We start from the raw sequence: 14,543 nt of genomic DNA, 5'->3' as shown, positions 1-14,543 counted from the left end.
GAGACGATCGTGCTCAAGGCACTCAAGAAAATTTTCGGCAAGGGAGACGCCGCGCCACAGGCCGTCGCTCCTGCTGCCAGCGTGACGCCGCCTGCGCCCGCACCCACCAGCGAGGCCCGGCCTGCGGAAAAACCGGCCGCACCACGCGCCACCCCCACTCCCCAGGCCGAACAGCCTGCCGCCGTTACGCCAGCCGCCGACAAGCCGGCCAAGGACAAACCGCGTCGCGAGCGCAAGCCCAAGCCGCAGGCCAGCCTGTGGAAACCGGAAGACTTCGTGGTCGAGCCACAGGAAGGCAAGACCCGCTTCCACGACTTCAAGCTGTCCAACGAACTGATGCATGCCATCCACGACCTGGGCTTCCCGTACTGCACGCCGATCCAGGCACAGGTGCTGGGCTACACCCTGCGCGGTCAGGATGCCATCGGCCGGGCCCAGACCGGTACCGGCAAGACTGCGGCGTTCCTGATCTCGATCATTTCCCAGCTGCAGCAGACGCCGCCGCCGAAGGAACGCTACATGGGCGAGCCACGTGCGCTGATCATCGCGCCCACCCGTGAGCTGGTGGTGCAGATCGCCAAGGACGCCATCGCCCTGACCAAGTACACCGGCCTGAACGTGATGAGCTTCGTCGGCGGAATGGACTTCGACAAGCAGCTCAAGGCCCTGGAAGCGCGCCATTGCGACATCCTGGTGGCCACTCCGGGGCGTCTGCTGGACTTCAACCAGCGCGGTGAGGTGCACCTGGACATGGTCGAAGTGATGGTGCTGGACGAAGCCGACCGCATGCTCGACATGGGCTTCATCCCCCAGGTGCGCCAGATCATTCGCCAGACGCCGCCGAAAAGCGAGCGCCAGACCCTGCTGTTCTCCGCCACCTTCACCGACGACGTGATGAACCTGGCCAAGCAGTGGACCACCAACCCGGCCATCGTCGAGATCGAGCCGGAGAACGTTGCCAGCGAAACGGTGGAGCAGCACGTCTATGCGGTGGCCGGCAGCGACAAGTACAAGCTGCTGTACAACCTGGTGACCCAGAACAAGTGGGAACGGGTGATGGTGTTCGCCAACCGCAAGGACGAAGTGCGGCGCATCGAGGAAAAACTGGTGCGCGACGGCATCAATGCCGCGCAGTTGTCGGGTGACGTGCCGCAGCACAAGCGTATCCGTACCCTGGAGAACTTCCGCGAAGGGCGCATCACCGTGCTGGTGGCCACCGACGTGGCGGGGCGGGGCATTCATATCGATGGCATCAGCCACGTGATCAACTTCACCCTGCCGGAAGACCCGGACGACTACGTGCACCGCATTGGCCGGACAGGCCGTGCTGGCACCAGTGGTGTGTCGATCAGCTTTGCCGGTGAGGATGACTCGTACCAGCTGCCAGCGATCGAAGAGCTGCTGGGGCGCAAGATCAAGTGTGAAATGCCGCCGGATGAAATGCTGAAGCCGGTGCCGCGCAAGCACCATTAACCTATGCCGGCCTCTTCGCGGGTAAACCCGCTCCCACAGGTACTGCACAGCTTTCAAAACCTGTGGTGTACCTGTGGGAGCGGGTTCACCTGCGAACCGGGGCTCCGCCCCGGCCATCAAACAAGGATCTACCAGCGCCCAGCGGCATCCTGGTCACTCTGCCTCCCTTCCACCCACCGCGCCCCTTCCTGGGTATTTTCCTTCTTCCAGAACGGCGCCCGCGTCTTCAGATAGTCCATGATGAAGTTGCAGGCATCGAACGCCGCCTGCCGATGGGCACTGGCCACGCCGACGAACACGATCGGCTCACCCGGCTCGAGCGCACCGATGCGGTGCAGCACCTCCACCTTGAGCAACGGCCAGCGCTGCTCTGCCTCCACCACGATCTTGGCCAAGGCCTTTTCGGTCATGCCCGGATAGTGCTCGAGGAACATCCCCGCCACCTCGCGGCCATCGTTGAAATCCCGCACGTAGCCGACAAAACCGACCACCGCGCCCACACCGACATTCGCCGCGTGCATGGCATTGGTCTCGGCTCCCGGATCGAACGCGCCCTCCTGTACTCGCACAGCCATGTTCAGCCTCCGGTCACCGGCGGAAAGAACGCCACTTCATCGCCCTCTTCCAGCGGCTCATCGAGCTTGCACAGTTCTTCGTTGCGCGCACACATCAGGTTCTGCTCGGCCAGCACTTCATACTGCCCGCCCTTGGCCACCAAGGCCTGGCGCACATCGTCGAGCACCTTGAACGAACCCTCCACCCGCTCGGCATCCACGCCCAACAATTCGCGGTAACGGGCGAAGTACATCACCTTGACCTTCATCACGCCTCCACCTTGTAGTGGCCACTCTTGCCGCCGAGTTTTTCCAGCAGGCGCACCTGCTCGATGACCATACCTTTATCCACAGCCTTGCACATGTCATAGATCGTCAGCGCAGCCACGCTGGCGGCAGTCAGCGCCTCCATCTCCACGCCGGTCTGCCCGGCCAGCTTGCAGCGGGCGACGATACGCACCGCGTCCTGCCCCTCGGCACTCAGTTCGACCTTGACGCTGGTCAGCATCAGCGGGTGGCACAGCGGGATCAGGTCGCTGGTCTTCTTCGCCGCCTGGATCCCGGCAATGCGCGCCACGGCGAACACGTCGCCCTTGGGGTGTTCACCGTCGACGATCATCTGCAAGGTCTGCGGCAACATGCGCACCCGCGCCTCGGCAGTGGCCTCGCGCTCGGTCACGGCCTTTTCAGTGACGTCGACCATGTTGGCCCGCCCCTGGGAATCAAGATGTGTCAGCACTGCTCTGCTCCTGTGAAGGGAACTCGCAGTGTAAACCTGTGAGTCAGGTTTGAGCAGAGGGGTGCGTCAACCGTGCCCGCGAAAGAGCCGGGCGGCGAACCGCCCGGCGGAAAGGGTTACAGATGCGACTCGGCGTACTCGGCCAGCACCGAGCGTGGCACGCCCTGCAGGGTGATGTGCACGCCATGGGGGAAGTCCTTGAAGCGCTCGGTCAGGTAGGTCAGGCCCGAGCTGGTCGCGGACAGGTAGGGGGTATCGATCTGCGCCAGGTTGCCCAGGCAGACTACCTTGGACCCGGAGCCGGCACGGGTGATGATGGTTTTCATCTGGTGCGGCGTCAGGTTCTGGCACTCGTCGATCAGGATCAGGCTCTGCTGGAAGCTACGGCCACGGATGTAGTTAAGCGACTTGAACTGCAACGGCACGCGCTCGAGGATGTACTCGACGCTGCCATGGGTGCTTTCGTCATCCATGTGCAAGGCCTCGAGGTTGTCGGTGATGGCGCCCAGCCAAGGTTCCATCTTCTCGGCCTCGGTGCCCGGCAGGAAGCCGATCTCCTGGTCCAGCCCCTGCACACTGCGGGTGGCGATGATGCGCCGGTAGCGCTTGCTTACCATGGTCTGTTCGATGGCTGCGGCCAGGGCCAGGATGGTCTTGCCGGAACCGGCGGCGCCGGTCAGGTTGACCAAGTGGATATCCGGGTCAAGCAGGGCGAACAACGCCAGGCTCTGGTGGATGTCCCGCGGTTTCAAGCCCCAGGCTTCCTGGTGCAGCAGCGGTTCCTGGTGCAGGTCCAGCAACAGCAGTTCGTCGTTGCGGATACCCTTGATCCAGCCGACGAAGCCCTGTTCATCGATGATGAACTCGTTGACGTGAACCGCCGGCAGGTTGTCGATCAATTGCACGCGGTGCCAGGTGCGGCCGCGCTCCTGGCGGGTATCGACCTTGCTCACCCGGTCCCAGAACGAGCCGGTGACCGAATGGTAGCCCTTGGACAGCAACGACACGTCATCGACCAGTTGGTCGGTGCTGTAGTCCTCGGCCGCGATGCCACAGGCACGTGCCTTCAGGCGCATGTTGATGTCTTTGGTGACCAGCACAACGTCCAGGTCGGTGCGCCGGGCCCGTACTTCGAGCAACTGGTTGATGATGATGTTGTCGTTGAGGTTTTCCGGCAGCAGCTTGTTCGGCTCGTTGCGCGGAGTCATCAGGATGGACAGGAAGCCCTTGGGCCCGCTCTTGCCACGCTGGATCGGCACGCCCTGCTCGACATCGCTGGGCGAGGCGTCACCAAGGGTCTGGTCGATCAGGCGAATGGCCTGGCGGCATTCGGCGGCGATGGTCTGTTTGCCGGTCTTGAGCTTGTCGAGTTCCTCCAGCACCGTCATCGGGATGGCGACATGGTGCTCCTCGAAGTTCAGTAACGCGTTGGGGTCGTGAATCAGGACGTTGGTATCGAGCACATACAGGATAGGCTTGCTGGAGGAAGGGTTGCGTCCTTGGTCATCCATACTCGGTCACCTTATGTCGAAGCCACACGGCGTGGTCTGTTACGCCGCAGAGTGACTGCCGCTGTCCCCGTATCCGCGTCGTTACGGGCGGGAAGCGAACCTGGCTAGGTGGGCCTGGATGACGCCACCTGTGCTGCAGGAATCGGCTGTCTGGTTTCTTCATACCGCAAAAATGATGACTAAAAAAAGTCTTTTTACGCGTAGGTGAAGTTTATTTTTCCAAATGACGAACAGGGGTTGGCGAGGGGGCGCGTGAGGACTACAGTCAAAAATCAGGCTGCCATTGCAGGGGCTATCGCCAGCAAGCCATGCACGGTACCTGTGGGAGCCGGCTTGCCGGCGATGGGCGGCGCAGCAGCCCCCTCTCACTCCCGGTTGGCATATCCCTGGCAGTCTTCCCAACCAATCCCGCTCTGCGCAGTATTGCGCAACAACCACTCCACCGCCGGCTGCGCCTTGGGCAGGCTGTCATGGAACTGGATCACGCCCTTGCGCCACAGCAGCATCAAGGTCAGCACCCGCTGGGCAGAGGGCTCGGCGCTCAGTGCGCCATCATCCTGGGCATCGATGTCCCACAACGACACTTGCAACTGCTGGCTGGTCATGAACGCCTCGCCATCGGCCCGGCGCTGCCCGTAGGGCGGCCGAAACAACGGTACATACTGCTCCGGCAAGTCGGCCTGCACCCGAGCCTGGCTGCGCCGCAATGAATCCTGCCAGTCTGTCCACTGCGCATGGGAGCGGTACTCCCAACCCTGAACCCCCACGCAATGCCCACGATAGAGCTGGCGCAAGGCATCTGCCGCACCGGCGTCGCGGCGTTGCTGCAGGCGGTTGCCGAGCACGAAGAACGTGCCTTCAAGCTTTTGCCGGCGCAGATAATCAGTCAGCAGATCGGTACTGCCGCCATCCGGCCCGGGCCCGCCGACGAAGGTCAGCAGGAACATGCGGTCGTTCAGTTCATCCCCATTGCGCTCGCGTGAGGACAACCGCTCCACCTCGCTGCTGGTCTGCGGCAGCAACGCAGCCTTGCGCAGTTGTTCCTCCAGGTACCGCACATGGAACTGGTGGCTCGGCTCGATCCAGCCCGTGTAGAACGTGCCGACATCGGCAGCGAACGTCGCTGCCTGTGTGCGCAACTCCGCCATCGACGTAACCGGATAGCAGAACGACGCATCCTGTTCGCAACTGCGCTGCGCCTGTTGATAACCTTCCCACAACCGCTGCCACATGCGCGCCCGCACCAGGCGCACCTTCTGCAGGTTGACCTGCCGTAGCCCCAAGCGTGCCGCCAGCGCCGCGTCGTCCAGCAGTTCGCTTTCATGCAGCACCTGGGCGAACGAGAGGATCTCGGCCCGCGAGGCCACATCGAACAACGCCGGGCTGTCCAGCTTTTCGGGCCACAGGCTGCGGTCCAGGCTCACCTGGGTTGAAGGGGCGGCTTGCACGGCCAGGCTCAGCAGAGCGGCCAACAAGGCAGAGGCAATACGCACGGTTGAAGCTCCGCAACGGCGAAACGCGCACTATAGCCTCTGCACCGGCCATGGTCTGTGACTATCGTCGCCATAGTTTGGACTTGCACCGCCCAGCCCGTAGAATTCCCGGCCTACGATGCCAGGAGCCGACCCGATGCTGACGGTGATATCACCCGCCAAGACCCTCGACTACGAAACCCCGCCGGTGACCGAGCGTTTCACCCTGCCCCAGTACCTGGACGACTCTCAGGAGCTGATCCAGCAGTTGCGCGACCTGTCGCCAGCACAGATCAGCGAACTGATGCACCTGTCCGACAAGCTCGCCGGCCTGAATGCCGCGCGCTTCGGCAGCTGGACCCCGGACTTCACCCCGGCCAATGCCAAGCAGGCGCTGCTGGCGTTCAAGGGTGACGTGTATACCGGCCTCGACGCCGAAAGCCTGGGCGAGGACGATTTCAGCTATGCCCAGCAGCACTTGCGCATGCTTTCGGGCCTGTATGGCCTGCTGCGCCCGCTCGACCTGATGCAACCTTACCGCCTGGAAATGGGCACCAAGCTGGCCAACGCCCGCGGCAAGGACCTGTACGCTTTCTGGGGCACACGCATCAGCGAATGGCTGAACCAGGCCTTGGCCGAACAGGGCGATGACGTGCTGCTGAACCTGGCCAGCAACGAGTATTTCAGCGCGGTGAAACGCAGTGCGCTCAAGGCCCGGGTGATCAACGTCGACTTCAAGGACCTGAAGAACGGCCAATACAAGATCATCAGCTTCTACGCCAAGAAAGCCCGCGGCATGATGAGCCGCTTCGTGATCCAGCAGCGCATCAGCGACCCGGAGCAGCTCAAGCAGTTCGATGTGCAGGGGTACTACTACAGTGCCGAGCAGTCGAAGCCGGACCACCTGGTGTTCCTGCGCGATCATCCCACTGAGTAAGCCTGTAGCACCGCTTTCGCGGGCACGCCCGCTCCCACAGGTATGCCACTGAATTCAAGGTCAGTGACCAACCTGTGGGAGCGGGCGTGCCCGCGAATGGGCAAAATCATTTCTCCCCGCCTTTGCCCTGCAACAGGGCACGCTTCATATCGCCATCACGCCACAAATCCGACGCCAAAAAAACGGCACGCCGCGACTTATAGCCAAGCGCCATAAGACCGTTCGTAGCTTTTTTGACGAATTTTTCAAAATATTTTTCGATGCTGGCATAAAAATATCTCGCAACAGTTTCGCCCTTTATATATCGGGGCAAAACCCCCGAGTGCTATCAGATTGAAATTGTCCGCCACTGAAAAAATATTTAGAAATCTTTCATCCACGTCGAACCCACCTCGGAACTTCTGCTACGACGATTCGCTCATAGTGCCGTAACGATTTTCTTGCCCTTGGGCTGTGAGAGATGACTTACATATGACAACGGCAGGTATCCACTACCGGCCTCAACAACTTCGACAGGTATGACGGGCAACCCCCGAAGACCTGTCCATGCAGGAGAGACGCGTCCCTTTCAATTCGTCCTAGTGGTTGATTTCAAAGGATTTTTCCACTTGAAAGAACAAGCACAGCAAAGCGCCACGTAGCGCATTGCAATAAAGACGGCTGCATTCCAGGGCACGTTTTTTAATTAATGGCTTTTTACTGCCACATTTGAGTGCATAACTTTTTGCGCTCCGGATTTATTTTGCCTGCGCTCGGCGAAGTGTGCATTTCGCCATGGATCCGTGCGCCCGAAAACTGTTGTTAATCAACCCAGTCCGGCTCTCTCCGGAGGCGCCGGCGTGATAAACACATGAGGTGATAGCGATGCGTATCAGCATCTTTGGTTTGGGTTATGTGGGTGCAGTCTGTGCAGGCTGCCTGACGGCGCGTGGCCATGAAGTGATCGGTGTGGACGTGTCCAGCACCAAGATCGACCTGATCAATCAGGGCAAGTCGCCCATCGTCGAACCTGGCCTGGAAGCACTGCTGCAACAGGGCATCGCCAACGGCCGCCTGCGCGGTACTACCGATTTCGCCGAAGCCATCCGTGCCAGCGACGTATCGATGATCTGCGTGGGTACCCCAAGCAAGAAGAACGGCGACCTGGGCCTCGAATACATCGAGTCGGTGTGCCGAGAAATCGGCTACGTGCTGCGTGACAGCGAGCGCCGCCACACCATCGTGGTACGCAGCACCGTGCTGCCGGGCACCGTGAAGAACGTGGTGATCCCGATCCTCGAAGACTGCTCGGGCAAGAAAGCCGGCGTCGACTTCGGCGTCGCGGTCAACCCGGAATTCCTGCGTGAAAGCACCGCGATCAAGGACTACGACCAGCCACCGATGACCGTCATCGGCGAACTGGACAGCGCCAGCGGCGACATCCTGCAGGCCCTGTACGAAGAGCTCGACGCACCGATCATCCGCAAGCCGATCGAAGTGGCCGAGATGATCAAGTACACCTGCAACGTGTGGCACGCCACCAAGGTCACCTTCGCCAACGAGATCGGCAACATCGCCAAGGCCGTAGGCGTGGATGGCCGTGACGTGATGGACGTGGTCTGCCAGGACAAAGTGCTGAACCTGTCCCAGTACTACATGCGCCCTGGCTTCGCCTTCGGCGGCTCGTGCCTGCCCAAGGATGTGCGCGCCCTCACCTATCGCGCCGCCAGCCTCGATGTACGCGCACCGCTGCTCGACTCGCTGATGCGCAGCAACGATTCGCAGGTGCAGAACGCCTTCGAGCTGATCGAAGCCCACGACAAGCGCAAGGTCGCCCTGCTCGGCCTGAGCTTCAAGGCCGGCACCGACGACCTCCGTGAAAGCCCGCTGGTGGAACTGGCCGAACGCCTGATCGGCAAGGGCTACCAGCTGGATATCTACGACGAGAACGTCCAGTACGCCCGCGTACACGGCGCCAACAAGGACTACATCGAGTCGAAGATCCCGCACGTGTCGTCGCTGCTCAACGCCGACTTCCAGAAGGTGATCGACAACGCCGACATCATCGTCCTGGGCAACCGTGACGAGCAGTTCCGTGCACTGGCCCAGCAAGCGCCGGCCGGCAAGCACGTGATCGACCTGGTCGGTTTCATGAGCAAACCGACCTGCGCTACCAGCCGCACCGAAGGCATCTGCTGGTAAGTGCTGGCCGGGCAGCGGGGGCCTCCCCACCCCCGCTGCCCACCTTTTCCCGAATTCTCGACGGATGCTGAACATGCAAAGGATCCAGACAGTGCTGTTGCAGTGCGCCGGTTGGCTGCTCTACGTGAGTCTGCTCATGCTGATCGCCCTGGCCCTGCCAGCCGATATCTTCGACTCGCAGTCGAAGCACTTCATCTTCCTGGTCGGCGCAGTCGGCATCTGGCGCTACTCCATGGGCGCCACGCATTTCATCCGCGGCATGATCTTCCTCTACGGCGTATACCCGTACCTGCGCCGCAAGGTTCAGAAAATGGGCAAGGACGCCGACCCGTCCCACGTGTACCTGATGGTGACCAGCTTCCGCATCGAAGCTCTCACCACTGCTCAGGTGTACAGCTCGGTGATCCGCGAGGCGATCAACTGTGGCTTCCCCACCACCGTGGTCTGTTCGCTGGTGGAGATGTCGGACGAACTGCTGGTGAAAAGCCTGTGGGCCAAATACAACCCGCCAGCCCACGTGAAACTGGACATCGTGCGCATCGCCGGTACCGGCAAGCGTGACGGCCTGGCCTACGGTTTCCGTGCGATCTCGCGCATGCTGCCGGACGAGAACGCCGTGGTGGCGGTAATCGACGGTGACACCGTGCTGGGCGATGGCGTGGTACGCAAGACCGTGCCGTGGTTCAAGCTGTTCCCCAACGTCGGCGGCCTGACCACCAACGAGTTCTGCGAAGTGCGTGGCGGCTACATCATGAGCGAGTGGCACAAGCTGCGCTTCGCCCAGCGCCACATCAACATGTGCTCGATGGCCTTGTCCAAGCGCGTGCTGACCATGACTGGACGCATGTCGATGTTCCGCGCCAGCGTGGTGACCAACCCCGAGTTCATCGCCGACGTCGAAAGCGACTCGCTGATGCACTGGCGCCTGGGCCGCTTCAAGTTCCTCACCGGTGACGACAAGTCCAGCTGGTTCAGCCTGATGCGCCTGGGCTACGACACCTTCTACGTGCCGGACGCCGCCATCAACACGGTCGAGCACCCGCCGGAGAAGAGCTTCCTCAAGGCCAGCCGCAAGCTGATGTACCGCTGGTACGGCAACAACCTGCGGCAGAACTCCCGCGCGCTTGGCCTGGGCCTGCGCCGCCTGGGGCTGTTCACCAGCATCGTGCTGTTCGACCAGCGCGTGTCGATGTGGACCAGCCTGCTGGGCCTGACCGTGGCGGTGATCGCCAGCCTCAAGTTCGGCCTGGGCTTCCTGCTGGTGTATCTGCTGTGGATCGGTATCACCCGCCTGATCCTCACCATCATGCTGCTGTGCTCCGGCCACAACGTAGGCCCGGCCTACCCGCTGATTCTCTATTACAACCAGATCATCGGCGCGCTGATGAAGATCTACGTGTTCTTCCGCCTCGACAAGCAGTCCTGGACGCGTCAGCCCACTGCCCTCAAGCGTGACCTCGCCAGCTTTCAACAATGGTTCAACACCTGGTCCTCGCGGACCATGACCTTCTCGGCTGCCAGCATCTTCGTTGCTGTGCTGTTCATGGTCGTGTGAGCCCAACCCGGATCGGAACTAACAGGAACAAACCACATGAATACCGCCGTGAACGTCAACGTCGTGCATGAGTCCGAAGCCCAGCGCCAGCATGCCCGGGTACGCATCCCCGCCAAGCTGCGGTTCCTCGACCCTCAGCGCCAGGCCCACGATGTGAAGGTCGACGACCTCTCCGCCGGTGGCCTGAGCTTCCACACCAAGCAACAACTGTCGGTTGGCGACGTGCTCCGCGGGCGGCTGCAGTTCACGGTCGACAACCTCGGCCTGTCGATGGACATCGAGTTCCAGGTGCGCTCCTACAACCCGGGCAGCGGCCGTACCGGCGCGCAGTTCCAGAACCTCGAGCTCCGCGACATCGCCACGCTGCGCCACATCATCACCTCGCACCTGTCGGGTGAGCTGATCACTGCTGGCGATGTGCTCAGCACCCTGCAGCGCGACAACTTCACCAAGGCGCGCAAGCAAAAGGACGGCGGTGCCGGCCTGAGCGCCTTCGGCCGCCTCAAGGCGGTCACCGTCACCCTCGGCGTGTTCGTGGTCGGTGTCGCCGCCTTCGGCTTCATCGCCAAGTCGCTGTACGGCATGTACTTCGTCAGCCATGCCGAAGCCGGCGTGGTCGCGGTACCCACCACCAACGTCACCATGCCGCGCGACGGCACCGTGAACAGCCTGGTCGAAAGCGGTGGGCAGATCGCCAAGGGCGCGCCACTGGCCAGTTTCACCACCAGCATGCTGGACATGCTCAAGGGCAACCTGGAAGACGCACAACTGGAGCCGGCGAAGATCGAGGAACTGTTCGGCAAGCAGCTGTCCGGCACCCTCACCAGCCCGTGTGATTGCGTGGTTGCCCGCCAGCTGGTGGACAACGGCCAGTACGCCGCCAAGGGCCAGCCGATCTTCCAGCTGATCCCGCGCACCACCAACCCGATGGTCGAGGCGCGCTTCACCTACCGCCAGTTCGACGAGGTCAAGCCAGGCACCCGCGTCAACTTCCAGGTAGCCGGCGAAGACGAAGTACGCACCGGCCAGATCGTCAGCAGCGCCAGCCTCAACAGCGAAGACCTGGCCGCCGACATCCGCGTGCAGATCAAGCCCGACAGCGCCCTGCCCGCCGAACTCGCCGGCCGCCCGGCTTCGGTCAACAGCGACCGTGGCCCATCGCTGAACTGGCTGATCGACAAAGCCATGGCCCGTGGGCTGTAAGAGGACCACAACATGATTCCCCACAAGAAAAGCGCCAGCCTGGGCCTGTGTGCCCTGGCTGCAGCCATCACCCTGGCCGGCTGTGCAGGCCTGCCCGACCAGCGCCTGGCCAACGAAGCCATGAAGCGCGGTGACACGGCACTGGCCGAGCGCAACTACAAGGCGCTGGCCGACCTGGGCTACAGCGAAGCGCAAGTGGGCCTGGCCGACATCAAGGTCGCCACCCGCGATCCGGCGAAAATCAAGGAAGCCGAGGCCACCTACCGCGCCGCGGCCGCCATTTCGCCGCGTGCCCAGGCGCGCCTTGGCCGCCTGCTGGTGGCCAAGCCCGACAGCACCCAGGCCGAGCGCGAAGAAGCCGAAACCCTGCTCAAGCAAGCCGCCAAGCAGGGCGAAAGCAACACCCTGATCCCGCTGGCGATGCTCTACCTGACCTACCCGCAGAGCTTCCCCAAGGTCAACGCGCAGCAGCAGATCGACCAGTGGCGCGCCGCCGGTAACCCGGAAGCGGGCCTGGCCCAGGTGCTGCTGTACCGCACCCAGGGCACCTACGACCAGCACCTGGGCGAAGTGGAGAAGATCTGCAAGGCCGCCCTGAACACCACCGACATCTGCTACGTCGAACTGGCCACCGTGTACCAGAAGCGTGGCCAGGCCGACCAGCAGGCTGCCCTGCTCGGCCAACTCAAGGCTGCCTACGCCCGTGGCGCAGTGCCGGCCACCCGGGTCGACAGCGTTGCCCGGGTACTGGCTGACCGCAGCCTCGGCCAGACCGACGAAAAAACCGCCAAGGACCTGCTCGAGCAGGTGGCCCCGGCCAACCCGGCGTCCTGGGTCAGCCTGGCGCAACTGGTGTACGACTTCCCCGAGCTGGGTGATACCGACCAGCTGATGGCCTACATCGACAAGGGCCGCGAAGCCGAACAGCCACGCGCCGAACTGTTGCTGGGCCGCCTGTACTACGAAGGCAAGACCGTGCCTGCGGACGCGCCCAAAGCCGAAGAACACCTGCAGGCTGCCGCCGACGCCGGCGAAGTCAGCGCCCATTACTACCTGGGCCAGCTGTACCGCCGCGGTTACCTGGGCAACGTCGAGCCGCAGAAGGCCGTCGACCACCTGCTGGCCGCCGCCCGTGGCGGCCAGAACAGCGCCGACTACGCCTTGGCCCAGCTGTTCAGCGAAGGCCACGGCATTCGCCCGCAACCAGGTAACGCCTGGGTATTCGCCCAGCTGGCCCAGGCCAACCCGTCGCCGCAGTCCGCTGAACTGTTGCAGCAGCTCGATCAGCAACTTACGCCTGACCAACGCAGCCAGGCCCAGCAACTGCTGGCACAAGAGAAGCAGGCGCGCGGCAGCATGGCGCAAGGCGCAAACAGCACCCTGGCCATCGAAGCCCTGCAAGACGACGAAAAAGAAGTAACCGGTGAGGACTCGCTATGACGCTCAATCCCTTCGTGAAAGCTGGCATCGGCCTGAGCTTCGCCCTGCTGTGGTCCTGCCCGACCCTGGCGGAAATGACCGCTGAAAAGAACTTCGGCCTGGATGTGAAGATCACCGGCCAGTCGGAAGACGACCGTGACCTGGGCACCCGCTCCGGCGGCGACGTCAACGGCCTCGGTCTTGATCTGCGCCCTTGGGTATATGGCGAGCGTGGCAACTGGAGCGCCTACGCCATGGGCCAGGCAGTCACCGCCACCGACACCATCGAAACCGACACCCTGCGCCAGAACGACGACGGCACCAGTACCGATACCGCTGCCGACGGCCGTGAACAGGACAAGAGCTACCTGGCCATGCGCGAATTCTGGGTCGGCTACAGCGGCCTGACCGCCTACCCCGGCGAGCAGCTGCGTTTCGGCCGCCAGCGCCTGCGCAGCGACGATGGCATGTGGCGTGACACCAATATCGAGGCGCTGAACTGGACCTTCGACACCACCCTGCTCAAGGCCGACCTGGGCGTGGCCCAGCGCTTCAGCGAATACCGCACCGACCTCACCGAACTGGCCCCGGAAGACAAGGACCGCACACACCTCTACGGCAACGTCGCCACGCAGTGGACCCCTGGCCACTGGGTCGGCGTTCGCGCCCACCACACCCACGACGGCGGCAGCCTGAAGAACCCGGGCGAAACCGTCGATGCGCTGGACAAGACCCGCACCGGCGACCTCACCTGGCTGGGCCTGGAAGCCAACAGCGACGCCTACAACTGGCGCAACGACCACACCGTCAACTACTGGGGCAGCGTCACCTGGCTGACCGGTGACCGCGACACCCTCAGCAGCCAGGTCGTCGGTGACGAAACCGTGGCCACCGGCAAGCAGAGCGGTGACGTCAACGCCTGGGCCACCGACCTCGGCATCCGCCTGCGCCTCGACCCGCAATGGCAGGTCGGTGCGGCCTACGCCCGTGGCAGCGGTGGTGGTGGCGACGACGGTTCGAGCAACTACGAGCAGACCGGCCTCGAGAGCAACCGCTCCAATTACACCGGCACCCGTTCGCGCGTGCACCGCTTCGGTGAAGCCTTCCGTGGCGAGCTGGGCAACCTGCAGGCGGCCACCCTGTTCGCCTCCTGGCAGCTGCGCGACGACTATGACGCCAGCTTCATCTACCACAAGTTCTGGCGTGTCGATGGCAACCAGAACATCGGTTCCAGCGGCATCAACGCGGTAGTCAACGACAACGGCGTGAACCGCCCGCTGGTCGATGGTGAAAAAGACCTTGGCCAGGAAATGGACGTGGTCGTGACCAAGTACTTCAAGCAAGGCCTGCTGCCGGCTTCGATGAGCCAGGCCATCGACGAGCCATCTGCCCTGGTGCGCCTGCGCGCCGGTGTGTTCAAGCCGGGTGACGCCTACGGCAAGGAAGCGGACTCGTACATGCACCGCGCCTTCGTCGACGTGATCTGGCGCTTCTGAGGC

Annotated in this window: 12 protein-coding genes; 7 read left to right on the top strand and 5 right to left on the bottom strand. The window is 62.8% G+C overall.

What is annotated here, in order from left to right; genetic code table 11:
* Positions 1-9 precede the first annotated feature (9 nt).
* Positions 10-1,473 carry an ATP-dependent RNA helicase RhlB gene (rhlB, locus tag CAG18_RS13090; protein ID WP_085721004.1) on the top strand — a complete coding sequence of 488 codons (1,464 nt, stop codon included), beginning with the start codon at positions 10-12 and terminating at the stop codon, positions 1,471-1,473.
* Positions 1,474-1,601: 128 nt separating this feature from the next.
* Here rhlB and moaE read toward each other — a convergent pair whose 3' ends face one another.
* From moaE to CAG18_RS13065, 5 genes are all read right to left on the bottom strand, one after another.
* Positions 1,602-2,048 carry a molybdopterin synthase catalytic subunit MoaE gene (gene moaE, locus CAG18_RS13085; RefSeq protein WP_085721003.1) on the bottom strand — a complete coding sequence of 149 codons (447 nt, stop codon included), beginning with the start codon at positions 2,046-2,048 and terminating at the stop codon, positions 1,602-1,604.
* 2 nt (positions 2,049-2,050) lie between these two features.
* Positions 2,051-2,296 carry a molybdopterin converting factor subunit 1 gene (moaD, locus tag CAG18_RS13080; protein ID WP_085721002.1) on the bottom strand — a complete coding sequence of 82 codons (246 nt, stop codon included), beginning with the start codon at positions 2,294-2,296 and terminating at the stop codon, positions 2,051-2,053.
* The gene (moaC, locus tag CAG18_RS13075) at positions 2,296-2,766 is read right to left on the bottom strand and encodes a cyclic pyranopterin monophosphate synthase MoaC (RefSeq protein WP_003251775.1); all 471 of its coding nucleotides are present in this window, start codon (positions 2,764-2,766) and stop codon (positions 2,296-2,298) included. The genes moaD and moaC overlap by 1 nt, the downstream gene beginning before the upstream one ends.
* Before the next feature lie 116 nt (positions 2,767-2,882).
* On the bottom strand, positions 2,883-4,277 hold the full coding sequence (locus CAG18_RS13070; RefSeq protein ID WP_013974146.1) for a PhoH family protein: 1,395 nt from the start codon (positions 4,275-4,277) through the stop codon (positions 2,883-2,885).
* 365 nt (positions 4,278-4,642) lie between these two features.
* Entirely contained in the window at positions 4,643-5,770 is a 1,128-nt protein-coding gene (locus CAG18_RS13065; RefSeq protein WP_085721001.1) for a polysaccharide deacetylase family protein, read from the bottom strand.
* A 136-nt stretch (positions 5,771-5,906) separates the two neighbouring features.
* Between CAG18_RS13065 and yaaA the strand changes: the two genes are divergently transcribed.
* The 6 genes from yaaA (at position 5,907) to CAG18_RS13035 (ending at position 14,540) form a co-directional block, all read left to right on the top strand.
* Positions 5,907-6,686: a peroxide stress protein YaaA gene (gene yaaA, locus CAG18_RS13060; protein ID WP_085721000.1), complete on the top strand. Its 780-nt coding sequence runs from the start codon at positions 5,907-5,909 to the stop codon at positions 6,684-6,686.
* An 864-nt stretch (positions 6,687-7,550) separates the two neighbouring features.
* On the top strand, positions 7,551-8,867 hold the full coding sequence (locus CAG18_RS13055; RefSeq protein ID WP_085720999.1) for a nucleotide sugar dehydrogenase: 1,317 nt from the start codon (positions 7,551-7,553) through the stop codon (positions 8,865-8,867).
* Positions 8,868-8,940: 73 nt separating this feature from the next.
* Positions 8,941-10,422, top strand: a complete 1,482-nt coding sequence (locus CAG18_RS13050; RefSeq protein WP_031324250.1) for a glycosyltransferase family 2 protein — start codon at positions 8,941-8,943, stop codon at positions 10,420-10,422.
* A gap of 36 nt (positions 10,423-10,458) precedes the next feature.
* Positions 10,459-11,625 carry an alginate biosynthesis protein Alg44 gene (locus CAG18_RS13045; protein WP_013974151.1) on the top strand — a complete coding sequence of 389 codons (1,167 nt, stop codon included), beginning with the start codon at positions 10,459-10,461 and terminating at the stop codon, positions 11,623-11,625.
* A gap of 12 nt (positions 11,626-11,637) precedes the next feature.
* The gene (algK, locus tag CAG18_RS13040; RefSeq protein WP_085720998.1) at positions 11,638-13,065 is read left to right on the top strand and encodes an alginate biosynthesis TPR repeat lipoprotein AlgK; all 1,428 of its coding nucleotides are present in this window, start codon (positions 11,638-11,640) and stop codon (positions 13,063-13,065) included.
* Positions 13,062-14,540, top strand: a complete 1,479-nt coding sequence (locus CAG18_RS13035) for an alginate export family protein (RefSeq protein WP_013974153.1) — start codon at positions 13,062-13,064, stop codon at positions 14,538-14,540. The genes algK and CAG18_RS13035 overlap by 4 nt, the downstream gene beginning before the upstream one ends.
* The last annotated feature ends 3 nt before the right edge of the window (positions 14,541-14,543 follow it).

The sequence above is a fragment of the Pseudomonas sp. B22(2017) genome (assembly GCF_002113105.1).
GTDB classification, from domain to species: domain Bacteria; phylum Pseudomonadota; class Gammaproteobacteria; order Pseudomonadales; family Pseudomonadaceae; genus Aquipseudomonas; species Aquipseudomonas asiatica.
Note: the sequence above shows the minus strand (reverse complement) of the source record. Positions and strands in the feature narration are given on the sequence as shown.